Below are 23,445 nucleotides of genomic sequence, written 5' to 3' on the forward strand. Positions count from 1 at the left end.
AATCCCTTCATGAAATTTAACTTTACATTAGTCTTCCTTTTAATTTCGCTTTTAAGTTTTTCTCAAAAAAAAGTACTTGAGCATTCCGACAAATCCCTTTGGAATAAAATTAAAAGTAAATCTATTTCTCCCGACGGAAATTATGTTATGTATACCTTGGAACAAGGTGAAAAGGATACGTATTTAAAAATTAAAGATGCTAATGCCAAACTCATCCTTGAGCATGATCGTGCTAAAAACGGAAGGTTCACTTATAATTCTGAAATTGCTCTTTTCACAATTAATGCTTGGACCGATAGTATAATAGAATTAAAACGAGATAAAGTAAAGAAAGAAGACCTGCCTAAAGACACCCTTGGTATTTATAATTTTAAGAGCAAAACGACACTAAAAATCGCAAATGTGTCTTCTTACAAAACACCTGAAAAATGGGATGGATATCTTGCCTATATGTTGGCAGACGTAAATCCAATAAAGAAGGACAAAGACAGTATTTCCGATGATAAAAAACAGGACACTTTACCCTCTGTTAAAAAGAAAAAAAAGGGTAAAAAAGTAGGCAAGAAAAATGGATATCATCTTGTGCTTAGACATTTAAAAACACAGAAAGAAGATACCCTAAAATTTGTTACAAATTACACTTTTGCAAAAGAGGGACAACGACTTGCGTATACCACAACGGGAGATAAAGCCAACGTAACCGCGGGCGCCTATGTTCTAAATTTAGAAAACAATACACAAACTCAAGTTTTTGAAGGTCATGAAAAGGTAAAATACTACCAATTAAATTTTAGTGATTCCGGTGAAAAATTAGGATTTATTGCCGATTTAGATTCAACCAAAGTACAGGAGCGTCCAAATGAATTATACGTTTGGAAAGCAGGAGAAACTAAAGCAAATCCTGTTTTAAATAAAGACACCGCTCCAAAAGGGTATCGTGTCTCTGCAGATAGAAGATTAAATTTCTCAAAAAACGAATCTAAACTCTATTTTGGTTTAGCCGCACCAAGTATCATTAAAGACACTACTTTAATAGATGAGGAGATCTCAAGTGTAGAAGTTTGGACGTATAATGAACCTAGATTATATACCGTTCAAGAATTATCTAAAGATAGGGATCAGAAAAAATCATACGAAACAGTTCTAGATTTAAGTACAAACAAAATCACGCAATTGGCTACGCTATCCTATCCCAACATAAATATAGGGGACGAAGGAAATTCGAACACAGCCTTAGTTAGCACCCAAGAACCGTATTATTTAGAAAGTCAGTGGACAGGAATTAGAGCGTCCGATTACGCTTTGGTAAATACCACTACAGGAGAGACTAATCCCATTTTAACTAATATGCCTGGAGGCATGATTTTAAGTCCGAAAGCTAAATATGCTTATGGATACAATCAAATAGATAGTACTTGGGTAAGTTATAATATAAGTACAGGTAAACAAATTAAACTAACCAAAGACAAAGTGTTTTATGATGAGCTTAATGACTCTCCAAAATATCCAAGATCTTACGGTATTGCAGGATGGACAACCAATGATAAGGCTATATTAATCTACGATAGGTTTGATGTTTGGTCGGTTAATCCTGAAACTGGTGAGATGTCAAGATTAACAGAAGGAAGAGAAACAAAAACGCAATACCGTTATATCCAATTGGATAATGAAGAACGTAATTTAAATCCAGAAAAAACGTGGTTATTCTCTAGCTTTAATGAAGACACAAAACACTCTGGTTATTATAAATATGATGTTAAACGACAAAAAGGAAGTCAAATTTTAGAAGGCCCGTTTAAATATTCTACACCGACTATGGCTCAAAAAAGTACAGATGTCATTTTCACTAGAGCCTCTTTCACTGAGTTTCCTGATCTTAGATATTCAGATTTAAGCTTTAAAAAACAAATACAAATTAGTGATGCTAATCCACAACAAAAAGATTACAATTGGGGAACTGCAGAGCTGATAAAATGGACTTCTTTAGATGGAAAACCATTAACAGGAATGCTAATAAAGCCAGAAGATTTCGATCCCTCGAAAAAATATCCCATGATTGTCAATTTCTACGAACGAAGCTCAGATAGATTGTACGATCATAAAGCGCCATCCTTCGGACTTTCAACCATAAATTATAGTTTTTATACTAGTAGAGGTTATCTTATTTTTAATCCCGATATAGAATATCGCGATGGTTATCCTGGTGAAAGCGCTTACAATTGCTTAATGCCTGGTGTGACCTCTCTAATCGAAAAAGGATTTGTAGACAAAGACAATATCGGACTTCAGGGTCATAGTTGGGGAGCTTATCAAATTGCGTATATAATTACTAAAACAGATTTATTTAAAGCAGTAGAATCTGGAGCACCTGTAGTTAATATGGTTAGTGCATATGGAGGTATCCGCTGGGGAACAGGATTAAGCAGACAGTTTCAATACGAGCATACACAAAGTAGAATCGGAGGAACGCCTTGGGAATATCCGATGAGATATATAGAAAACTCACCTATTTTTAATCTCGATAAAATAAATACACCCGTTTTAATAATGCACAACGATGCCGACGGACATGTGCCATGGTATCAAGGTATAGAGTTTTTCGTGGGTTTACGTCGTTTAGGAAAACCCTCGTGGTTATTAAATTATAACGGAGAACCTCACTGGCCTAGAAAATTACAAAACCGAAAAGATTTTAATATTAGAATGTCTCAATATTTTGATTATTATTTAAAAGGCGCTCCAAAACCGGTTTGGATGGAACGCGGTGTACCGGCTTTAGAAAAAGGCATAAATCAAGGTTATGAGCTACAAGATGAATAAAATTTTATTAAGTAATTTATAAATGAGTTCTAAAATATTTAAGCGCTTAAAATCTAATTTATAGCGCTTAAATACACTCAAAATTCAATCCATTAAATTAGTAATTCAATTACTTTTAAGGTAAAAAAATATCTAGTTCTCCCCAAAGACAAAATCATGTTAAGTAAAAATAAAATCAGCACCCTATTTTTTATAGCACTTCTCCCCTTTCTTTTTACGTCTTGCAAAACAGGTGAGACATTAAAAGATTCTACTATAACTACAAATTCTAAAAAATCGGAAAAGGCTTCTTATGTTATATTAGTCTCTTTAGATGGTTTTCGTTGGGATTATGTAGAGAAATACAAACCCAAACATCTTTCAAATTTTATAAAAAACGGTGTTCAAGCGGAGTCATTGATTCCCTCCTATCCTTCTAAAACATTTCCTAACCACTATACCATTGCAACGGGAATGTACCCTGAAAATCATGGTCTTATTGGAAATGCGTTTTATAGCTATAAAAAGGATGTTACCTATGCTATTAGAAACAGAGAAATGGTCGAAGATGGTTCCTTTTATGGAGGTACCCCAATTTGGGTTTTGGCAGATCAGAACAATATGGTGTCGTCCAGCTATTTTTATGTAGGTTCAGAAGCAGATATTCAGGGCGTGCACCCAACCTACTATCGCAAATACGATGGGAAAATTAAAAATGAAACCCGTATTTCGGAAACCTTAGATTGGTTAAAATTACCTAAAGCTGAAAGACCACATATTCTTACAATATATTTCTCAGATCTAGATGATATTGGACATTGGTATAGTCCAGGAAATGATGAAGAACTTAAAAAAGCAATTCTCAAATTAGACACCAATTTAGGAGCTTTATTTGAAGGCGTTGCAGACACAGGTTTAGACGTAAACATTATTATAGTGTCCGATCACGGTATGACTACTGTTGAAGCCACACATTTTATCTCAATAGACGACGTGACGAATACGGAATTGTATACTGTTATAGACAATGGTAGCATTTTAAATATTCATCCTAAAAATAACGTGACTGTAGATTCTATTTTAAACGTTTTAAAACCAAAAGAAAATAATTTTAAAGTATATAGAACCGAAAATACACCCGGTTTTGAATATTCTCCTAAAAATAAAGATTGGGGATCAATCCAAATTATACCTGATTTTGGATATTATTTTTCATCCACCTTGCGTATAGAAAGTATGAAAGCCAATAATACCAAAGCCGTAGGTGTCCATGGTTATGATACCAAATACAAAGACATGCACGGTATTTTTTATGCAAATGGTCCTGCTTTTAAAACCGACTATACAATGCCTTCTTTTAAAAATATTGATATTTACCCATTAATGTGTGAGTTATTGGGACTTAAAATTCCGGCTTCTATAGATGGCAATTTAGACGTTATAAAAGAGGCTTTAAAATAAGAGTTAGCATAAACGATACGGGATCGTTCACTTCATTTAAAAATAAACTGTAAAGAAAATGGAAATATTAAATATAATGCAAAGTCGCTTATTATTAGTAATGCTTATTATCTCCTTTACAAGTTGTAAAAATGAAGTAGAAAGTAGTGATGAAGACCAACGCTGGCAAAATCATGTACAAAACACAGAAATTATAAGAGATAATTTTGGGGTGCCTCACATTTATGGAAAAACAGATGCCGATGCTGTTTTCGGGTTACTATATGCCCAATGTGAAGATGATTTTAACCGTGTAGAACGTAATTATATTTGGGCCATTGGAAGACTTGCCGAAATTGAAGGAGAGTCATTATTATATAGTGATTTAAGAGCACGGTTATATATGACCAAAGATGAAGCTATTGAAAATTTCAATACGAGTCCGAAATGGCTACAAGACTTATGTGTTGCCTTTGCCGATGGTATAAATTACTACCTAGAAACACATCCTAAAGTACAACCAAAACTACTTACACATTTTGAGCCTTGGATGCCCATGTATTTTAGTGAAGGCTCCATTGGCGGTGATATAGAAAGAGTTTCAACTAAAAAAATTAAAGCATTTTATGGTGATCCAGAACATGTATTGGCTGTAAATGATGGATTTATAACACCTAAGGATAATGAACCCAGAGGATCTAATGGCTTTGCTATTTCTGGGGATAAAACAAAGTCAGGAAATGCCATGTTACTGATTAATCCGCATACGTCTTTCTTTTTTCGTGGTGAGGTACATGTTGTTAGTGAAGAAGGACTTAATGCTTATGGTGCCGTAACATGGGGGCAGTTTTTTGTTTATCAAGGTTTTAATGAAAAAACGGGTTGGATGCACACCTCTACAGGAACAGATATTATTGATGAATTTGAAGAAACCATCGTTAAAGACGGCACTAAAAGCCTCTATAAATATGGAGATCAATTAAAACCAGTGGACTCAATCGCAGTGACTCTAAATTATAAAACCGCGAATGGAATAATGGATAAAACATTTATGACCTATCGTACACATCATGGACCAATTACACATGCAAATGAAGATAAATGGGTGTCTACAGCTTTAATGTGGAGCCCCATAAAAGCCTTGGAGCAATCTTATACACGCACAAAGAAATCGAATCATAATGAGTTTCGCGAAATGATGAATATCCGAACCAACTCATCTAACAATACGGTCTACGCCGATGCAGATGGAACCATTGCCTATTATCATGGAAATTTTATTCCAAAGCGTAATGAGAAATTCGATTACACTAAACCTGTCGATGGTAGTAACCCAGAAACAGATTGGAACGGACTTCATGCTTTAGAAGATAATATTACGGTAATAAATCCGCCAAATGGTTGGATACAAAATTGTAATTCTACACCATTTACAAGCGCAGCTTCCTACAGTCCTAAAAAGGAAGATTATCCCAAATACATGCATTCCTTTCCTGAAAATTTTAGAGGTATACACGCCGTGCAATTATTGCAAAAAGCAGATAGTCTAACCTTAGATTCTTTAATAGATTTGGCTTACGATTCCTATTTACCGGGTGCAGATGTTATAATTAGTGGTTTATTAGATGCTAGCAATAGTTCCGAAATCAAATCACAAGACGTTAAAGATGCGCTTAACCTTTTAAGTAAATGGGATTTTAGGGTGAATGTGAATTCTGTAGAAATGACTTTAGCTAGTTTCTATTTAAAAGCCTATCTAGAATCGAATAAAATTCCAAGTATGCGCGACAATAAGAAAATGTCAAGATTAGAGATTTTCGATTATGCTTCTAAAATGTCTTCCCCTTCAGAACGCTTAGACATTTTTGAAACGGCCGTAAATAATCTGAAAAACGATTTTGGTTCATGGCAAACACCTTGGGGAACATTTAATAGATACCAAAGAAATAATGGTGACATTTTTCAAGAATTTAACGATAACGAACCAAGTTTAGCTGTTGGTATGGCTTCTGGAAACTGGGGTGCTTTAGCTTCTTACGGAACACGCTTTGGTAAAGACACTAAACGCCAGTATGGTGTAGCCGGAAATAGTTTTGTTGCCGTGCTCGAGTTCGGAGATAAGGTTAAAGCGAAATCTATGCTTGCCGGCGGACAAAGTAGCGACCCCAATTCGCCTCATTTCTCCGATCAAGCACAGCGCTATGTAGATGGGCTGTTTAAAGACGTTGCTTATTACAGAGAAGATGTAGAAAAAAGAGCTTCATCTAGATATCATCCAGGGAAAATTAACACTTTCTAATTTCATTTTATAAAGTATAATGTATCTTAGCAAAACGATTCGACAATAAATTTTAAATAAGAACTAAATACTCAATTGCAGTGAAAGAGTTCAAAAACAAAACACACGTTTAAAACGAATTATATAAAACTTAAACTATGGCAAAAAAACTGGTAACATTTGGTGAAGTAATGATGCGCTTATCTCCTCCTGGATATTTAAAATTTTCGCAAGCAAACTCTTTCGAACTTGTTTACGGAGGTGGTGAAGCGAACGTTGCAATTTCATGCGCTTATCTTGGTATGAAAGCGGCACATATGACACGGTTCCCTGATAATGCCATAGGACGAGCAGCCACTCAGTTTTTACGTAAGAACTGGTTAAGCACCGATCAGATTATATATGGAGACAATAAATTGGGTATGTATTTTCTTGAAAAAGGAGCGGTACACAGACCAAGCGTAGTCGTTTATGAAAGAGAAGGCTCTGCATTTTCTTTAATTGAACCTGGAATGATAAACTGGAAAGAGGTTTTAGAAGGGGCAGATTGGTTTCATTGGACAGGAATTACACCAGCTATTTCCGATGGTGCTGCTATATGTCTATTAGAAGCTATAAAAACGGCAAACAAAATGGGCATCATGGTTTCTGGAGATATTAATTCAAGAAAAAACATGTGGAAGTACGGAAAAACCATGCAAGAGGTAATGCCTAAATTAGTACAGCATTGTGATATTGTTATTACGAGTCCGCGTGGTATACACGAAATGTTTGGATTAGGAGAAATCGGTGGGAAATTTAAAGATTCTGCGAAGGAACTTATGGATGCGTATCCGAGGATTAAAAATGTTGTAGGAAAAAAAAGAAAATCGATAAGTGCTTCCGAACAGGAAATACAAGGAAGAATCTGGAATGGAACGGAATATATTAAAACCGAAACATTCGAGATTTCTCATGTTATTGATCGCGTAGGTACAGGAGACGCCTTTGCTGCAGGATTAATATATGGACTATTGCATTACGACGATGACTTAGATGCCTTAAATTTTGCTTCGGCTGCATGCGCACTAAAGCACACTATTTTAGGAGATGTAAATATGGCTACATTAGACAATGTTACCAGTTTAATGGGCGGTGATACTTCGGGTGCATTAAAACGATAATTATAAAAACGTAATGGATATGTCTACAAAATTAATACCTATAAAAATATCATCCTTTTTTATAAGTATTAGTCATGATTCATATGATTTCAAAAATGAAAATTAATACTAAAAAAGAAAAATGAAAAACACAGGCTTAATAGTCGTAACGCTTTTAATGTTATGCTTTAGTTGTAAAGAAGAAAAGAAAGAAGAGGTTTCAGAAAAACAGGAACGTCCAAACATTGTTTTTATAATGAGTGACGACCACGCTTATCAGGCAATTAGTGCTTATGGTAAAGGTTTAAACAATACTCCTAATATTGATAGAATCGCTAAAGAAGGTGCTCTATTTAATAGAGGTTTTGTTACAAATTCAATATGTGCACCTAGTAGAGCTGTGCTTTTAACAGGTAAACACAGTTTTGTTAACGGTAAAGTAGATAATGTTAGTCCGTTTGATTGGGAACAAGATAACTTTGCGAAGGCACTTCAAAAATCTGGATATCAAACAGCGATGATAGGTAAAATACATTTAGATGGTTTACCACAAGGTTTTGATTATTCTAATGTACTTCCTGGACAAGGGCTATATTATTCTCCTGAATTTATAGAAAATGGTGTTAAAAAAACCTACCCAGGTTACATCACTCAAGTCACAACAGATATTGCTTTAGATTGGTTAGAAAACAAGAGAGAGAAAGACAAGCCATTTTTAATGATGTATCATCAAAAAGCACCTCACAGAACATGGATGCCAGAGATAAAGTACTTAACATTAATGGATAGTATAACATTTGATCCGCCTGCTAATTTCTTTGACAACTATGAAAGAAGACCTGCTGCTGCGAAACAAGAAATGAGCATTTTTGAAGATATGGATGTTGTTTACGACCTTAAAATGTTAGATAAGGAAGGTGAGATTGAAACCAAATACAGAAAATATTTTCAGAAAAAATATGATCGTATGACAGAAGAGCAAAAAGTGGCTTGGGATGCATATTACGACCCTATTATTGCCGACTTTAAGTCTAAAAATTTACAAGGAAAAGAACTTGCTAAATGGAAATATAACAGATATATGCACGATTATTTAAGAACAGTTCAGTCTGTAGATGATGGTGTTGGTGAAGTATTAGATTATTTAAAAGCAAACGGATTAGAAGAAAATACAATAGTTGTTTATACGTCGGATCAAGGTTTTTATTTAGGAGAACACGGTTGGTTCGACAAGCGTTTTATGTATGAAGAATCTTTTAGAACACCTCTATTAGTTAAATACCCTAAAGAAATTAAACCTGGTACAGTTATTAACGAACTTGTACAAAATATAGATTTTGCACCAACATTTTTAGATTATGCAGGTATCGATATATCTAAAGATATTCAAGGAGAATCTTTTAGAAAACTTGTAAAAGGAGAAGCAAGCGAATGGAGAAATGCTATTTATTATACATACTATGAGTTTCCTGGAGAGCACCATGTAAAACGTCATCATGGTGTGAGAACAGATCGTTATAAATTAATTCATTTTTATTACGATATCGACCAATGGGAATTGTACGATTTAGAAAAAGACCCTTCAGAAATGCATAATCTTTACAATGATCCTGCTTATGTAAGTGTACAAGAAGATATGCACAAGCAATTAGAAAACATGAGAACGAAGTACGGTGACAATGACGCGCTTGACAAACAGAATTTAGAACATTATTTAGAAGTAGTAAAAGAATAGTTTTAAAAGCGATTTGAATATATATATTCAAATCGCTTTTTTTGTTATTACAATTTGAAATGATATTTTTGATGTCTTACAATCACAATTTATCGTTTAGACCTAAATTCATACAAGAAACTGATATCACTCTTGATATAACCTCTAATATAATTTAGTAAAACGATACTTTAAACCTTTTACTAATCATTAGCCTATCTTTTAAAACAAATTAAATGAATCCATTAAAAACAATAGTAATCTCAGGTCGTATTCTTTTAGTAAGCGCATGTCTTACAACCATGTTATCTTGTAAAGAAGACCCTTCTAAACGAATTAACGACGAAAATAAAACTGAGATCGAAACTCAAGATAAAGCTCAAACCCCAGAAAAGGCAGAACCTGAAGACCAAATTGGTGGCGTAGCCCAATTCGAATCTGGAATTAAGGCCGCAGAATCTAATAATATGCCATTAGCATTCGAAAATTTTATGGAAGCTGCTAAAGAAGGACACGAATATGCACAATTCAATATTGGATTAATGTATGAGCAAGGCTTAGGTGTTCAAAAAAACCTAGAGGAAGCATTTAGTTGGTATAGTAAATCTGCAGCTCAAGAAAATTCTGCAGCACAATTCAATCTTGGTGTTTGCTATGAAAATGGGTTTGGTACTGCTGTTGATTTCGATAAAGCGAATGAATGGTACCGTAAAGCTTCTATACAAGGAGACGGTCTGGCTGTTGGTAATTTAGGCATGCTGTATATACGTGGTGATGGTGTTAAAGAAAACATGGTTGCAGGTGTATCACTTCTTATTATGTCAACAACAATGGATCCTTCTCCAGAAAATCAAGCAAAGAAAAATATTTCTTCAATTCGTGGATTAACGCCTGAGATGATTGCTGAAGCGCAAACACTTTCAAGCGAAATGAGTACCACAGAAAACTTTCTAGTACCTCTTGATCAGTATTTAAAAACATCAGAAAACAAACTCTAAGACATCTTGTAATAGAGCATCTTAAAAATAGTTAGTCTTGGTTGGTTTGTCATTATCAAGTTGAAACGAGATATAAAAAAAGCGATTCTTTAATAAAAAGAATCGCTTTTTTTTGTGTTATTACTTTTGAAAAACTATTTCTCAAATTGCTTTAAAGTCTTAATAATTATAGACACGCAATCTAACAATTGCGCTTCGTTAATTACTAAAGGTGGTGCAAAACGAATAATGTTACCATGTGTTGGTTTCGCTAGTAATCCGTTATCGCGAAGTGCTAAACAAATATTCCAAGCGGTATCACTGTCTTCATCTTCATCGATAACAATAGCATTTAGTAATCCTTTTCCTCTTACTAAATTTGCGATTGTACTTGTTTCGATATATTTATCTAACTCACTTCTAAATAATTGTCCTAAAGTTTCAGCATTTTCAGCCAAATTTTCATCTTTTACAACATTCAATGCGGCAATGGCAACGGCAGCGGCGATTGGATTTCCTCCAAACGTACTACCATGGTTTCCTGGTTTAATAACATCCATAATCGCATTATCTGCTAAAACAGCGCTAACAGGATATGCACCACCACTTAATGCTTTACCCAAGATTAATAAATCAGGTTTTACATTTTCATGATTTACAGCTAACAATTGCCCAGTTCGTGCAATACCTGTTTGTACTTCATCAGCAATAAATAATACGTTATATTTTTCGCATAGTGCTTTAGCTTTAGATAAATAACCTTCACTAGGTACGTAAACCCCTGCTTCACCTTGAATAGGTTCTACTAAAAACCCCGCTACATTCGGATTGTTTTTTAAAGCCGCTTCAAGTTCTTTTAAATTATCGTATTCTATTTTAATAAATCCATTTGTAAACGGACCAAAATTATTGCGCGCAATAGGATCGTTAGAAAACGAAATTATAGTTGTTGTTCTTCCGTGAAAGTTATTTTCACAAACAATTATTTCAGCTTCATTTTCTTCAACGCCTTTAACTTCATATGCCCATTTTCTACATAATTTAAGCGCTGTTTCTACAGCTTCTGCTCCGGTATTCATAGGTAGCAGTTTTTCGAAACCGAAATATTCGCAAGCAAATTTCTCGTATTTCCCTAACATATCATTGTAGAAGGCACGAGATGTTAATGTTAACTGTTGGGCCTGTTCCATCATGGCTCCAACAATTTTTGGGTGACAATGTCCTTGGTTTACTGCAGAATAAGCAGATAAGAAATCGTAATATTTTTTTCCTTCTACATCCCAAACAAAAACACCTTCACCTTTAGTTAAAACTACAGGAAGTGGATGGTAATTATGTGCACCATATTGGTTTTCTAGGTCGATTGCTTGTTGTGAAGTTAATGGGTTTAAAACAGCCATTCTAATAAATTTTAAATTGATACTTAGCTATTCCTACCTTGTCTCTTAATTAAAAATGAATTTTGAGATGGAGAGAAATCATCCATTAAACTGTTTGCAAATTACTAAATATAAAAAGCGGATTGAAATAAATAATCAGATTTTTAAATTCAATCTAAATTATATTCATTTTAAATCTCATTCCTTTTCTAAAAAATATGTGAAGACATACAAAAAAAAAGCTAAAAACACCTTATTTTTGCGCCATGTCTAGAAGAAATAAAAAACAAGTTTTTACAAATATAGAAGTCCTTGATGCAGGAGCAAAAGGGAAAACCATCGCAAAATCTCCAGAAGGAGCAGTCATTTTTTTACCAAATGCAGTGCCTGGCGATGTCGTAGATATCCAAACCTATAAAAAGCGTAAAGCTTATTACGAAGGTAAGGCTACCATTTTTCATAAATTATCTGATAAACGTACCACGCCTGAATGTGAGCATTTTGGAGTTTGTGGCGGTTGTAAATGGCAGGATATGGATTACAAATGGCAGTTACATTACAAGCAAAAAGAAACAGAAAACAACTTACGCCGTTTAGGTCATATCGAATTACCTGAGGTTACTCCTATTTTAGGATCGGCCGAACAGTATTTTTATAGAAACAAAATGGAATTTTCATTTAGCGATAGCCGATGGTTGACGTTAGAAGAAATTCAGTCTGATGTAAATTTAGAAGATAAAAATGCACTAGGATTTCATATTCCAGGAATGTGGGATAAAATTTTAGATATTAATAAGTGTCATTTACAAGCAGATCCTTCAAATGCAATTAGAAATGCAGTAAGAGCTTTTGCTGTAGAAAATGATTTAGAATTCTTTAATACAAGAAATCAAACCGGATTGTTACGTACATTAATGATACGTACAGCATCTACAGGAGAGTTAATGATTTTAATACAATTCTTTAAAGAAGATAAAGAAAAACGTGAATTATTACTTAATTATCTTGCTGAAACATTCCCTAAAATTACGTCTTTACTTTATGTGGTAAATACTAAAGCGAACGATACGATTTACGATCAGGAAATTGTATGTTTCAATGGTCGCGATCATATCTTTGAAGAAATGGAAGGTTTGAAATTCAAAATTAACGCGAAGTCATTCTATCAAACAAATTCAGATCAAGCTTACGAATTATATAAATTAACACGTGAATTTTCTGGATTAACTGGAGAAGAATTGGTCTACGATTTATATACAGGTACAGGAACAATCGCTCAATTCGTTGCTAAGAACGCTAAAAAAGTGGTTGGTGTAGAAGCTGTTCCAGATGCAATACTAGCTGCTAAAGAAAACGCAAAAGCAAACAATATAGACAATGTAGATTTTTATGTTGGTGATATGAAAAATGTTTTCAATGCCCAATTTATAAAAACACACGGACATCCAGATGTCATAATAACCGATCCACCACGCGATGGTATGCATAAAGATGTGGTACAAATGTTATTAAACGTGTCTCCTGAAAAAATTGTGTATGTAAGCTGTAATAGTGCAACCCAAGCAAGAGATTTAGCACTAATGGATGCTGTTTATAGAGTGACTAGAATACAAGCTGTAGATATGTTCCCACAAACACATCACGTAGAAAACATCGTACTTTTAGAAAAAAGATAGGTCCTTTATGAAATATTCATTTGTCATTATTCTTTTAATAGCGCTAAGTTTTTTAGGATGCGAAAAAGACGATATTTGCTCTAACGACACGCCTACAACACCAAGTTTAATTATTCGGTTTTACGACGTTACGAATCCAAATACCGATGTCTTAAATAGTGTAACTAATTTAAGAATACAAGGTATTGGTAACGACGACGTACTACCAGATTACGATGTTGTAGCTACCGATTCTATTGCCGTGCCTTTAAAAACCACAGATAACGTCACCCAATATTCTTTATATAAAGAATATGTTTATGATGATAACGATACACCGGATGATGATTCTGACGATACTGTTACAGGTAATGAAGACGTTATTACCATAACTTACGACATGGAAGAAGTTTATGTATCTCGTGCCTGTGGGTATAAAACGGTATACAGAAATGTGAGTATAAATCTAGTGGAAGATGACGATAATTGGATTCAATTAATACGCTCAGTAAACGATAACCAATCTGTAGAGGATGAAAATGAAGTACAATTTAAATTATATCATTAAAACACTTTTTATAGCGCTTTGTTTTAGTGGAACTCTTTTCGCTCAAACCGAAACACCTTTAGTTTCAACTACAGATACTATTGTAGCTGTAGTTAAAGATTCCACTGCAATTAAAGAGAAATACGGTTTACGTGTTGGTGTCGAGTTAAGTAAACTTCTGCGTACCGCCGTCGAAGATGATTATGAAGGTTTTACAGTTGTAGGAGATTACAGATTAACTAAGAATTTATACATCGCAGGAGAATTTGGTGCCGAAAATAATACCGAATACAACGATTTTTATAATGCCACAACCAAAGGATCTTTTTTTAAAGTTGGAGTAGATTATAATACCTACCAAAATTGGCTAGACATGGAAAACATGCTTTATGGTGGTTTTAGAATTGGTGCAAGTACGTTTAGTCAGACCCTAAATAGTTATGCGATTTATACCGAAAATCAATATTGGACACCTCAGTTTTCGTCTACAGATATAAAAGATTATAACGGATTGACAGCAATATGGGCAGAACTTGTTTTAGGATTAAAAGTAGAAATTGCTAATAATTTATATTTAGGAGCTCACATAGAGTTTAAAGGCTTACTTGCGCAGAGTGAACCTGACAATTTCGAAAATCTTTATATTCCTGGTTTTTATAAGACGTATGATAGTATCGGACTTGGCTTTGGTTACGGCTACTCCATTTCCTATTTAATCCCGCTTTACAAAAAGGATAAATAAGTTGTTCTTCTGTTAGTGAATCCAATACATGTTGTATTCGAGTTAAAACATCAGCCGATTGCACAAAAAACGTAATTGATTTATACTTAACTTTATATTAGTAATAATCTAAAATTAATTAAATCATGAACAACTTAAAAAAAATAGTAATGGTGTTTACCATTGGGCTTATGGCTTGGTCTGTAACCGCACAAAGTGATAAGGATAAAGAAATTATTAAAGATGCAGAAATTGCCAAACAAACCTTGTTAGACGGTAACGAAGCATTAAACGATTTCTTTAATAAGGCCGCTGGATATGTTATTTTTCCAAATGTAGGTAAAGGTGGATTTATTGTTGGTGGTGCTTCTGGAAATGGTGTTGTATACGAAAAAGGAGGATCTAAAATAGGAGTGGCTAGTCTTAAAAAAGTAAACATCGGACTTCAAGCTGGTGGTGAAGCAATTATAGAAGTCATTTTCTTTGAAACCAATACAGAATTAGACGAATTTAAAAAAGGTAAATTTAAGTTTGATGCAGGCGCTTCGGCTACCGCAATTAAATCTGGAGAATCCTTTAACGCTAAATATTCTGAAGGTGTTGCCGTTTTCACACAAACAAAAGGTGGTTTAATGGCAGACGCCTCCGTTGGTGGTCAAAAATTTCACTATAAACCCTTTTAAATAATCGCCTTTTCAATATTATTTATAAAAAAAAAAGCAAGTGTTTTACACTTGCTTTTTTGCTTTCTTACTACCTTCATACATCACGTATTTTACAAAACGTGCTTCTAATTTGGCATTAAAAAGTTTTATTTTTCTAGATGGTCGTAATCCAACACATTTTAAAGCTTCTAAGTTAGATGTAATTAACCAAGCATCTGTTCCTGGGTAATTTTGCTTCAACGTATCCCCTATACTACCATAAAATTCTTCCATTTCAATATTCAATCGTTCACCATAAGGCGGATTAAATAACATGTGTAATTTCTCGCTTCCTGATTTTCGCGTTTTAAAGAAATCTTCGTGTTTTACAGAAACAAATTCTTCTAAATGTGCATTTTTTACATTCTCAATGGCTTTAGTCACTGCAGAAGGTGATTTATCGTACCCCATAATTTTATGATGGAAATCACGAGTTTTAGATAATAAAGACGCTTCTATTTTTTCAAATAACTCCACATCCCAATCTTCCCAACGTTCAAATGCAAATTCTTTACGCATTAAGTTAGGCGGAATATTACATGCAATCATTGCAGCTTCAACCAAAATAGTTCCAGAACCACACATAGGATCCATAAAATCACTTTGTCCGTCCCATCCAGAATGCATAATTAAACCTGCTGCTAAAACTTCATTTATAGGAGCAATATTGGTAGCTGTTTTATAACCACGCTTATGTAAAGAATCACCAGAGCTATCTAGCGAAATGGTACATTTTTGTCTATCTATATGAATATTAACCTTTAAGTCAGGAAATTTTAAATCTACATTAGGTCGGGTACCGGTTGTATTTCTAAATTTATCGACAATGGCATCTTTAGTTTTCTGAGCAATATATAATGAATGCGTAAACACATCAGAATTAACTGTTGCATCGATAGCAAGAGTTCCTGTTGGTTTTAAATAATCTTCCCATTGCATTTTATAGACATTGTCGTAAATATCCTGCTCGGTAACCACACGAAAAGTTCGTATTGGTTTTAATATCTTAATAGCTGTTCTTAAACCTAAATTAGCTTTATACATAAAGCCTTTATCTCCAACAAAACTCACGTTTCTTACACCAACTTCAACATCTAGTGCGCCTAACTGAGTTAATTCTTTTGCTAATAATTCTTCAAAGCCAAATAAGGTCTTGGCAACCATTTTAAAATTATTCTCCATTATTTACTTTAAATAGGTTACAAAAATACAGTATTTTTGCACCCTACATAGTTTAGAAATGATAAAAGATAAAACAACTTGGTATGTATCGTGGTTTGACAGCCCTTTTTACCACATATTATATAAAAACAGAGACGATCGCGAAGCTCAAGTCTTCATGGATAATCTAACTCAGTATTTAAATATTGAAGAACAAGGTGAAATTCTTGACTTAGCCTGTGGAAAAGGACGACATTCTGTATATTTAAATTCTTTGGGTTACAATGTTACTGGTGCCGATTTATCTGAAAATAGTATAGAATACGCCAAGCAATTTGAAAATGACACGCTTAAATTTGAAGTTCATGATATGTGTAAACCATTTCCTGGAACCTTTGATGCCGTTTTTAATCTGTTTACCAGTTTTGGATATTTTGATAAGGATGAAGACAATTTAAACACTATAAAAGCAATTAAAAGTGATTTAAACGAATACGGCATCGGAGTTATTGATTTTATGAATTCAGACCATGTGATTGCTAATTTAGTCCCTGAGGATACTAAAGTTGTAGATGGTATCACGTTCCATTTAAAACGTTATGTTGAAGATAATCATATTATAAAGGACATTTCGTTTACTTTTGAAGATCAAGATTATAATTTTCAGGAACGCGTAAGAGCCTTTACCTTAAAAGATTTTGAAGCACTTTTTGAAGCGGCCGATGTTAACTTATTAGAAGTCTTCGGAAATTATAAATTACAGAAATTTGATGTTAAAACATCAGATAGATTGGTTATGCTTATTAAATAATGAATTCGTATTTACTTCCTTTTATTGCCGTAATCTTAGGTGTCGGCTTAGCCTATATTGGTAAATCTAAACAGTTAATAAACACTAAAATATTATTATCTTTTAGTGGTGCTTTTTTATTAGCATTAACCTTGTTTGAACTTCTTCCGGAAGTCTATCATCATTTACCAGCTAGACAAACCGGGCTGTTTATAATGATTGGAATTCTGTTGCAAATTATATTGGAATTCTTCTCTAAAGGAGCCGAACATGGTCATGTACACGTACATAAACACGATACCACATTTCCTTGGTTATTATTTGTAAGTTTATGTATTCATAGTTTTTTAGAAGGTTTCCCAATCCACCATCATAACGATATGGTGTATGGTGTTTTAATTCATAAAATTCCAATTGCAGCATTGATTACCACTTTCTTAATTCAGTCCCATTATAGTAAAATGCAAACTTTTGGTTTTCTTTTGTTTTTCGCTGTAATGACACCTATTGGAACATTTATTTCCAATCACGTGTCTTTAGTTGAAGACTATATTCAGTTTATAAATGCTCTTGTTATCGGAATATTTTTCCATATTTCTACAACTATTCTATTTGAAAGTAGCGAGGGGCATAAATTCAATTTAACCAAACTAATATCAATATTAGCGGGAGTTATCGCCGCTTATGCCATATAATTTATGTTTAGTAAAGAAGAATCAAGACAATTAAGAGAATTATTTTGGACTAGTTTTGGGAAATCATTTCCGAGAAAATGGGTGCTTTATGATACTAAGATCAAAGGATTTAGTTTTAAATTTCATTTCGATACCAAATCTGCTTTTGTCACTTTAGATGTGGAACATGATTTAGAAAACCGCATTAAACACTGGGAAAAATTAGAATCCCTAAAGTCTATTTTACGAGACGATTATTTAGCTGATGCTATTTTTGAAGAAGAGTTTTTACTGGAAAACGGTAAAGAAATTTCAAGAATTTATGTGCCTTTAAATCAAAAAGTATCTATTCATAATAAAAATACGTGGCAAGAGGTTATGGAATTCTTCAACGAAAAAATGGATAAATTTGAATCGTTTTTTGAAGATTATGCAGACATTTTAAAAGACGATTAACCCCCACTATATTACATATAAGAAAATCATAAGGAAATGACTTATGGCTCCTGCCAATACAAATAAGTGCCAGATTACATGATTATAAGGAATCCTATCGATTGCATAAAAAATGATTCCAATAGTATAGAACAAGCCTCCTGCAAATAATAAATACACACCATTTTCTCCTATTACTTCTGCCAAATTAGAGAAGTCGAATACAACAAGCCAGCCCATTACCAAATACAATACTGTAGAAAACACTTCGAATTTACCGGTAAAAAAAAGTTTAAGTAATAAACCAAAACCTGCTATTCCCCAAACAATTAAAAACAAGGTCCATCCTAAACTGTGCTCTAAAGAAATTAAAAGCACAGGCGAATATGTTCCTGCAATTAAGAGATAGATACTAATATGGTCGGCTATCCGTAGGTAATGCTTTTTGTTTTCATTAGAAACGTAATGATACAATGCCGATGCCGAGAATAAAACGATTAGGGATATGCCGTAAATGACCACACTAAATATGGTCCATACTGTTTTTTGTTCGTTATAATAAATCAGCAATCCAAGTCCTATAATTCCTAAAACAGCACCAAAAGCATGCGTAAGCGTATTTAATTTTTCTTCTAAAGGAGATTGAACTTTCATTTTTCAGAAGGATTAACAGGCTGTAATGGCACGGTAATTAACCGCTTTCTCCATTTCTTTTCTGCCTCATAAAAGTCAAAATCCAATACTGAATTCTGACGTTCTAAACGTTGATTTTGGAAATTACGCTCTAGGATATCTTCAATAAAATAATCTTCTTTAGATGTCATAGGGTCAAACTCTTCTTTTAAAGAAATATCGAATATACTCGCTGTACTATTAAACCAAAACGCACGCCATCCGCTTCTTAAATCTTTTATTAAATCGAAAGTTGTTTTCCCTGTTTGCCTATGAATAAGCTTGACTAGTATCTGACCTTCAGTACGTGTCATTTTTTTTAATTCAGCCGAAAACTCATCCTCTAAATATTTCTGCACTTGTTTGGTATATCGTTTTTTGGCACGATTCTTACCCAACATTTCTAACCTTAAATTTAATTCCTGCAAACGATCTGAGGCCATTTTTGCATAAGGATAGACTTTAAGTGTTTTTCTACGCAGAATAAGATATTGAATATGTTCCTTTTTATCGACAAAATTGATTTTATTCAAAATCATAACTTCATCTAAATCGATACTTTTCCGCACTATAGAATCACCTTCGATTATAATATAAGTATCCTGAATACTATCTTGATTAGTCTCATAAACTTGAGACCAAACAAAACATGGAAAAAGTAATAAAAAAGATAGAAAAATTTTCATATAAATCTTGAAGCCAAAAACTATTCCAAAATTAATAAATTACACCTCTTTAACCTCTAAAATCACATTAATATTATTATTTTTATACAAAATTATTACAAATGGCAAACAAGAGTATATTAAATAAAAAATCGCTAGATTTCTTAGAAACATATTTAAATAATGCAGCACCTACCGGGTATGAATGGACTGGGCAAAAGCTGTGGATGGATTATTTAAAACCTTATGTAGACGAATTTATAACAGATACTTATGGAACTGCTGTTGGTGTGATAAACCCTGACGCTCCTTACAAGGTTGTTATTGAAGGACATGCTGATGAAATTTCTTGGTATGTTAATTATATTTCTGATGAAGGCTTTATTTATGTTGTTAGAAATGGAGGAAGTGATCATCAAATTGCACCAAGCAAATTGGTTAATATTCATACTAAAAAAGGCATTGTAAAAGGTGTTTTTGGTTGGCCAGCAATTCATACAAGAGATAAATCTAAGGAAGAAACGCCTAAACCAGACAACATTACTATAGATGTTGGAGCAAAAACTAAAAAAGAAGTTGAAGACATGGGCGTTCATGTTGGTTGTGTAATTACATACCCAGATGAATTTCATATCTTGAATGGCGATAAATTTGTATGTCGTGCTTTAGATAACAGAATGGGCGGATTCATGATCGCTGAAGTAGCGCGTTTACTTCATGAAAACAAGAAAAAACTACCTTTCGGATTATACATTACAAATTCGGTACAAGAAGAAATTGGACTTCGTGGTGCCGAAATGATTTCGCAAACCATTAAACCTAACGTTGCTATTGTAACCGATGTTACTCACGATACAACAACCCCAATGATTGACAGAAAAAAAGAAGGTCATTTGGAATTGGGTCTTGGTCCAGTTATCGCTTATGCTCCTGCTGTACAACAAAAATTAAGAGATTTAATTACAGAGACTGCAGAAACTAACAAAATCCCTTTTCAGCGTTCTGCTTTATCGAGAGCTACAGGAACAGACACAGATGCTTTTGCTTATAGCAATGGTGGTGTTGCCTCTGCCCTAATCTCTTTACCACTTCGTTATATGCATACCACAGTAGAAATGGTACACCGTGAAGATGTTGAGCATGTTATAAAATTAATTTATGAAACGCTTTTAAACATAGAAGACGGAGAAACATTTAGTTATTTCAAATAGATAGTTACATATTCCCGCTAAAAATTGGCGGGAATTTTTTTTATACACCTTATGGACGAACTTATAGATATTGTAAATGAAAACGGATTAGTTACGGGAAATACGGCTTTAAAGTCAGAAATTCATAACAAAGGCTATTACCATAACACGGCGCATGTGTGGTTATATACCAATAGTGGTGAAATATTACTAGCACAACGTAGTTATAAAAAAGCCATCTGTCCGGGTATGTGGGATGTTTCGGTTGCGGGACATGTGGATGCAGGTGAGTCGATAGAAGAAGCCGCCATTCGAGAAACTTTAGAAGAACTCAGTTTAACTTTAACAGAGGCTGATTTGAATAAAATTGGTGTCTTTAAATGTTTTCAAAGTTACACTACAGGAATTCAAGATAATGAGTTTCATCATACCTACATAGCAAAATTAAATCAACCATTACACACATTAACACCACAACCTGAAGAAGTTGAAGCCTTGCAATTGGTTACTATTGATACTTTTAAAACACGTTTACAAAATAGCGAATCTAACGATTACTTTGTCCCTTCTAATAGAGCGTATTATAAACAGATTTTGAGTGCTATTCAAGAAAATGTATAATCCCACTTAACTCCTTCGATGATTTAAATCCTTTTTGAGATTTTGAATTTTGCTTGTTACCAGAAGCCATTTCAATTAAGCGTTCATTTTTCAAGACCGTAAAGTCTTCTAAATTATCTTTAATTATTTGATTCTTTAATCCAAACCACACGCATATAAATGTTGTTAATACAATATCGAAAACAAAAAACTTTCCTTTAGTACACAAAACAATCACTGCCATTAATACCCAGGCAAACCCCATAAAAGCAATTTCTCTAGAAAATTCTGCTATACTTTCTGAAGTAATTATACCTATCAATTTATCTATATCCGAACTAGACTGCTCTAAATTCAGCTTCTGCTTAACCTTGGTAATTTCGTAATTAGAATACGTTAAATCATTAATATACTTCTCGACTCTAGGCTCCCATCGCTCTGATCTTTTCGCATCAGACTGCCAAAATTTTGAAGCTTCTTCTAAAACTCTAACAAAACTAATTTCTTGATTAATAAATTGAAGACTTTGTTCGGAAATATATTGACGATCTATTAAAATAGGCTTAAATTGATTGTTTCCTTGATCTTTAACTACTGTTGTATTTGTATTATTTAATAGAACTGGTTTGGCAGTACTTATATTGACACACAGTAAACAAACAACACATAGTAAAATATGTTTCATTTCGGAAGGTTTGGAGGTTTAAAAGCATAATTAATACGAATATGATTATCAGTTTAATATCAATCAACTTAAGATTCCAAATATAAGCACGAAAAAGCCAAATGTTGTCCACTTCAAGTTTAATTGTAAGAAAAAAGACTGTTTTAGTGTAAATTGACTTTTAAAAAGGTGTGGAACAATTAAAATACAATACATCATGCATTAATCATAATACTCAGACATCTGATTTAAAAGCAGTTTCATTTCAGCTACAACATGCGCAGGTGAAACTATTTTAACCCAGAGATTGTATTTTAGTATTTGCATAAAAAACTCGTAAGTGGGTTCTACATAAATTTTAAGTTCTCCCCATATGCGTTCGTTACTGTAATCTAAATCTTCAGTGTCTAAATTTATTGGTCGAAACGTTATAACCTGAGAATGATGTAAAGGATTATTTTCGACATATTTAAAATGATGATTCGCCACTTTTATATGAATCCAAACCGCTTGTAAGTCTGATTTTAAAATTCCTATTGAATTCTTAAAATAGTCCGATTCATTAAAAGTTATGGGGTCTTTGCATACTCTATTGGTAATAAACAAACTACTAATTCTACGATCTAAGCACATCGAATACATACCAACTTCAGGGTTATGAGCTATTAAGTACCAAGCGTTATTTATTTCTTTAATATGTAGTGGCTGAAACACATTTTTTAATTTCTGAAACCTGTTATCATCATACCAACCTTGATAATCTACTTCTATAAGATACTTACATTCTATGGCATTAATTAGCGCTACCATATCTACATACGCGCTTAACGATGTTCTCGATATACTTACAAATTGTTTCCAAGCATGTGCGTGATGGTGTAATAAATAGAGCTCTGTTTTTTCGAAAATTTCTTTAAGCTTATCCGACATTACGAAATCCTGCTCTAAAATATAATACCCATGATTACGTTTAAGCCTAATTTCGATATGGTAGAACGATTTAATATCTTCTAAATCGCGTTTAATCGTTTTTTTACTATTCGATTCGAGTTTTTCGTAGAGCCTATCGTCATAATTTCTTTCCACAATAAACGCTAAAGCCTGTTTTAATTCTTCGTAAGTGACATAAGGCTTAGTAAGACCATACAATTCTGGATTTTTAATAATACGTAACACATAATAATGTCGAAGGAACTCTGAAGTCATAAAAGGGATTATAAGTAGGCAAAATAATAAAT

Annotated in this window: 21 protein-coding genes; 15 read left to right on the forward strand and 6 right to left on the reverse strand. The window is 33.5% G+C overall.

The features are described from left to right. The first annotated feature begins 9 nt into the window (after nucleotides 1-9). The 6 genes from ACFFVB_RS04360 to ACFFVB_RS04385 all read left to right on the forward strand — a co-directional run bounded on the left by ACFFVB_RS04360 (nucleotide 10) and on the right by ACFFVB_RS04385 (nucleotide 10,371). A complete protein-coding gene (locus tag ACFFVB_RS04360) occupies nucleotides 10-2,820 on the forward strand; it encodes an alpha/beta hydrolase family protein (RefSeq protein ID WP_382381492.1) in 2,811 nt (936 codons plus the stop codon). 156 nt (nucleotides 2,821-2,976) lie between these two features. After that, nucleotides 2,977-4,260 carry an alkaline phosphatase family protein gene (locus tag ACFFVB_RS04365; RefSeq protein WP_382381493.1) on the forward strand — a complete coding sequence of 428 codons (1,284 nt, stop codon included), beginning with the start codon at nucleotides 2,977-2,979 and terminating at the stop codon, nucleotides 4,258-4,260. Between the two features lie 58 nt (nucleotides 4,261-4,318). Further along, nucleotides 4,319-6,538 (forward strand): acylase, encoded by a 2,220-nt coding sequence (locus ACFFVB_RS04370; RefSeq protein WP_382381494.1) that lies wholly within the window; start codon nucleotides 4,319-4,321, stop codon nucleotides 6,536-6,538. A 137-nt stretch (nucleotides 6,539-6,675) separates the two neighbouring features. Then, nucleotides 6,676-7,680, forward strand: a complete 1,005-nt coding sequence (locus tag ACFFVB_RS04375; RefSeq protein WP_382381495.1) for a sugar kinase — start codon at nucleotides 6,676-6,678, stop codon at nucleotides 7,678-7,680. 121 nt (nucleotides 7,681-7,801) lie between these two features. Then, entirely contained in the window at nucleotides 7,802-9,394 is a 1,593-nt protein-coding gene (locus ACFFVB_RS04380) for a sulfatase family protein (RefSeq protein WP_382381496.1), read from the forward strand. Between the two features lie 215 nt (nucleotides 9,395-9,609). Further along, complete coding sequence (locus ACFFVB_RS04385) at nucleotides 9,610-10,371, forward strand: tetratricopeptide repeat protein (protein WP_382381497.1); 762 nt, start codon at nucleotides 9,610-9,612, stop codon at nucleotides 10,369-10,371. A gap of 134 nt (nucleotides 10,372-10,505) precedes the next feature. On the opposite strand, the gene rocD is transcribed toward ACFFVB_RS04385, so the two are convergent. Next, nucleotides 10,506-11,750 carry an ornithine--oxo-acid transaminase gene (rocD, locus tag ACFFVB_RS04390; protein WP_382381498.1) on the reverse strand — a complete coding sequence of 415 codons (1,245 nt, stop codon included), beginning with the start codon at nucleotides 11,748-11,750 and terminating at the stop codon, nucleotides 10,506-10,508. 245 nt (nucleotides 11,751-11,995) lie between these two features. Here rocD and rlmD point away from each other — a divergent pair, with 245 nt between their 5' ends. From rlmD to ACFFVB_RS04410, 4 genes are all read left to right on the forward strand, one after another. After that, nucleotides 11,996-13,405, forward strand: a complete 1,410-nt coding sequence (gene rlmD / locus ACFFVB_RS04395) for a 23S rRNA (uracil(1939)-C(5))-methyltransferase RlmD (protein WP_382381499.1) — start codon at nucleotides 11,996-11,998, stop codon at nucleotides 13,403-13,405. 7 nt (nucleotides 13,406-13,412) lie between these two features. Beyond that, complete coding sequence (locus ACFFVB_RS04400) at nucleotides 13,413-13,952, forward strand: DUF6452 family protein (protein WP_382381500.1); 540 nt, start codon at nucleotides 13,413-13,415, stop codon at nucleotides 13,950-13,952. After that, nucleotides 13,924-14,673: a DUF6048 family protein gene (locus tag ACFFVB_RS04405; RefSeq protein ID WP_382381501.1), complete on the forward strand. Its 750-nt coding sequence runs from the start codon at nucleotides 13,924-13,926 to the stop codon at nucleotides 14,671-14,673. The genes ACFFVB_RS04400 and ACFFVB_RS04405 overlap by 29 nt, the downstream gene beginning before the upstream one ends. Nucleotides 14,674-14,798: 125 nt before the next feature. Next, the gene (locus tag ACFFVB_RS04410) at nucleotides 14,799-15,335 is read left to right on the forward strand and encodes a lipid-binding SYLF domain-containing protein (RefSeq protein WP_382381502.1); all 537 of its coding nucleotides are present in this window, start codon (nucleotides 14,799-14,801) and stop codon (nucleotides 15,333-15,335) included. A 45-nt stretch (nucleotides 15,336-15,380) separates the two neighbouring features. On the opposite strand, the gene ACFFVB_RS04415 is transcribed toward ACFFVB_RS04410, so the two are convergent. Further along, nucleotides 15,381-16,538 carry a THUMP domain-containing class I SAM-dependent RNA methyltransferase gene (locus ACFFVB_RS04415; protein WP_382381503.1) on the reverse strand — a complete coding sequence of 386 codons (1,158 nt, stop codon included), beginning with the start codon at nucleotides 16,536-16,538 and terminating at the stop codon, nucleotides 15,381-15,383. A gap of 58 nt (nucleotides 16,539-16,596) precedes the next feature. Between ACFFVB_RS04415 and ACFFVB_RS04420 the strand changes: the two genes are divergently transcribed. The 3 genes from ACFFVB_RS04420 to ACFFVB_RS04430 are packed head-to-tail and all read left to right on the forward strand — an operon-like array spanning nucleotide 16,597 to nucleotide 18,437. After that, entirely contained in the window at nucleotides 16,597-17,328 is a 732-nt protein-coding gene (locus tag ACFFVB_RS04420; protein ID WP_382381504.1) for a class I SAM-dependent methyltransferase, read from the forward strand. After that, a complete protein-coding gene (locus tag ACFFVB_RS04425; RefSeq protein WP_382381505.1) occupies nucleotides 17,328-18,002 on the forward strand; it encodes a ZIP family metal transporter in 675 nt (224 codons plus the stop codon). The genes ACFFVB_RS04420 and ACFFVB_RS04425 overlap by 1 nt, the downstream gene beginning before the upstream one ends. 3 nt (nucleotides 18,003-18,005) lie before the next feature. After that, the gene (locus tag ACFFVB_RS04430) at nucleotides 18,006-18,437 is read left to right on the forward strand and encodes a DUF4268 domain-containing protein (RefSeq protein WP_382381506.1); all 432 of its coding nucleotides are present in this window, start codon (nucleotides 18,006-18,008) and stop codon (nucleotides 18,435-18,437) included. Between the two features lie 6 nt (nucleotides 18,438-18,443). Here ACFFVB_RS04430 and trhA read toward each other — a convergent pair whose 3' ends face one another. Both trhA and ACFFVB_RS04440 read right to left on the reverse strand, forming a co-directional pair. Continuing rightward, nucleotides 18,444-19,070: a PAQR family membrane homeostasis protein TrhA gene (gene trhA, locus ACFFVB_RS04435; protein ID WP_382381507.1), complete on the reverse strand. Its 627-nt coding sequence runs from the start codon at nucleotides 19,068-19,070 to the stop codon at nucleotides 18,444-18,446. Beyond that, nucleotides 19,067-19,774 (reverse strand): DUF4294 domain-containing protein, encoded by a 708-nt coding sequence (locus tag ACFFVB_RS04440; RefSeq protein ID WP_382381508.1) that lies wholly within the window; start codon nucleotides 19,772-19,774, stop codon nucleotides 19,067-19,069. The genes trhA and ACFFVB_RS04440 overlap by 4 nt, the downstream gene beginning before the upstream one ends. Before the next feature lie 101 nt (nucleotides 19,775-19,875). On the opposite strand from ACFFVB_RS04440, the gene ACFFVB_RS04445 reads away from it, so the two are divergent. Both ACFFVB_RS04445 and ACFFVB_RS04450 read left to right on the forward strand, forming a co-directional pair. Then, nucleotides 19,876-20,964, forward strand: a complete 1,089-nt coding sequence (locus ACFFVB_RS04445; RefSeq protein ID WP_382381509.1) for a M42 family metallopeptidase — start codon at nucleotides 19,876-19,878, stop codon at nucleotides 20,962-20,964. A 51-nt stretch (nucleotides 20,965-21,015) separates the two neighbouring features. Then, nucleotides 21,016-21,564 (forward strand): NUDIX hydrolase, encoded by a 549-nt coding sequence (locus ACFFVB_RS04450; RefSeq protein ID WP_382381510.1) that lies wholly within the window; start codon nucleotides 21,016-21,018, stop codon nucleotides 21,562-21,564. Here ACFFVB_RS04450 and ACFFVB_RS04455 read toward each other — a convergent pair. Both ACFFVB_RS04455 and ACFFVB_RS04460 read right to left on the reverse strand, forming a co-directional pair. Next, nucleotides 21,545-22,228, reverse strand: a complete 684-nt coding sequence (locus tag ACFFVB_RS04455; RefSeq protein ID WP_382381511.1) for a hypothetical protein — start codon at nucleotides 22,226-22,228, stop codon at nucleotides 21,545-21,547. The two genes, ACFFVB_RS04450 and ACFFVB_RS04455, sit on opposite strands and share 20 nt — an antisense overlap. A 201-nt stretch (nucleotides 22,229-22,429) precedes the next feature. Continuing rightward, nucleotides 22,430-23,413 carry a helix-turn-helix transcriptional regulator gene (locus ACFFVB_RS04460; protein WP_382381512.1) on the reverse strand — a complete coding sequence of 328 codons (984 nt, stop codon included), beginning with the start codon at nucleotides 23,411-23,413 and terminating at the stop codon, nucleotides 22,430-22,432. Nucleotides 23,414-23,445 lie beyond the last annotated feature (32 nt).

Source organism: Formosa undariae, assembly GCF_042427615.1.
Taxonomy (GTDB): domain Bacteria; phylum Bacteroidota; class Bacteroidia; order Flavobacteriales; family Flavobacteriaceae; genus Formosa; species Formosa undariae.

Excerpts from the sequence above, each read along its gene's own strand:
- ACFFVB_RS04450 (WP_382381510.1), top strand. The coding sequence starts at position 21,016 with ATGGACGAACTTATAGATATTGTAAATGAAAACGGATTAGTTACGGGA.
- ACFFVB_RS04360 (WP_382381492.1), top strand. The coding sequence starts at position 10 with ATGAAATTTAACTTTACATTAGTCTTCCTTTTAATTTCGCTTTTAAGT.
- ACFFVB_RS04385 (WP_382381497.1), top strand. The coding sequence starts at position 9,610 with ATGAATCCATTAAAAACAATAGTAATCTCAGGTCGTATTCTTTTAGTA.
- rlmD (WP_382381499.1), top strand. The coding sequence starts at position 11,996 with ATGTCTAGAAGAAATAAAAAACAAGTTTTTACAAATATAGAAGTCCTT.
- ACFFVB_RS04370 (WP_382381494.1), top strand. The coding sequence starts at position 4,319 with ATGGAAATATTAAATATAATGCAAAGTCGCTTATTATTAGTAATGCTT.
- ACFFVB_RS04410 (WP_382381502.1), top strand. The coding sequence starts at position 14,799 with ATGAACAACTTAAAAAAAATAGTAATGGTGTTTACCATTGGGCTTATG.
- ACFFVB_RS04445 (WP_382381509.1), top strand. The coding sequence starts at position 19,876 with ATGGCAAACAAGAGTATATTAAATAAAAAATCGCTAGATTTCTTAGAA.
- ACFFVB_RS04380 (WP_382381496.1), top strand. The coding sequence starts at position 7,802 with ATGAAAAACACAGGCTTAATAGTCGTAACGCTTTTAATGTTATGCTTT.
- ACFFVB_RS04400 (WP_382381500.1), top strand. The coding sequence starts at position 13,413 with ATGAAATATTCATTTGTCATTATTCTTTTAATAGCGCTAAGTTTTTTA.
- ACFFVB_RS04455 (WP_382381511.1), bottom strand. The coding sequence starts at position 22,228 with ATGAAACATATTTTACTATGTGTTGTTTGTTTACTGTGTGTCAATATA.
- trhA (WP_382381507.1), bottom strand. The coding sequence starts at position 19,070 with ATGAAAGTTCAATCTCCTTTAGAAGAAAAATTAAATACGCTTACGCAT.
- ACFFVB_RS04425 (WP_382381505.1), top strand. The coding sequence starts at position 17,328 with ATGAATTCGTATTTACTTCCTTTTATTGCCGTAATCTTAGGTGTCGGC.
- ACFFVB_RS04420 (WP_382381504.1), top strand. The coding sequence starts at position 16,597 with ATGATAAAAGATAAAACAACTTGGTATGTATCGTGGTTTGACAGCCCT.
- ACFFVB_RS04365 (WP_382381493.1), top strand. The coding sequence starts at position 2,977 with ATGTTAAGTAAAAATAAAATCAGCACCCTATTTTTTATAGCACTTCTC.
- ACFFVB_RS04375 (WP_382381495.1), top strand. The coding sequence starts at position 6,676 with ATGGCAAAAAAACTGGTAACATTTGGTGAAGTAATGATGCGCTTATCT.
- rocD (WP_382381498.1), bottom strand. The coding sequence starts at position 11,750 with ATGGCTGTTTTAAACCCATTAACTTCACAACAAGCAATCGACCTAGAA.
- ACFFVB_RS04405 (WP_382381501.1), top strand. The coding sequence starts at position 13,924 with ATGAAGTACAATTTAAATTATATCATTAAAACACTTTTTATAGCGCTT.
- ACFFVB_RS04430 (WP_382381506.1), top strand. The coding sequence starts at position 18,006 with ATGTTTAGTAAAGAAGAATCAAGACAATTAAGAGAATTATTTTGGACT.
- ACFFVB_RS04440 (WP_382381508.1), bottom strand. The coding sequence starts at position 19,774 with ATGAAAATTTTTCTATCTTTTTTATTACTTTTTCCATGTTTTGTTTGG.
- ACFFVB_RS04460 (WP_382381512.1), bottom strand. The coding sequence starts at position 23,413 with ATGACTTCAGAGTTCCTTCGACATTATTATGTGTTACGTATTATTAAA.
- ACFFVB_RS04415 (WP_382381503.1), bottom strand. The coding sequence starts at position 16,538 with ATGGAGAATAATTTTAAAATGGTTGCCAAGACCTTATTTGGCTTTGAA.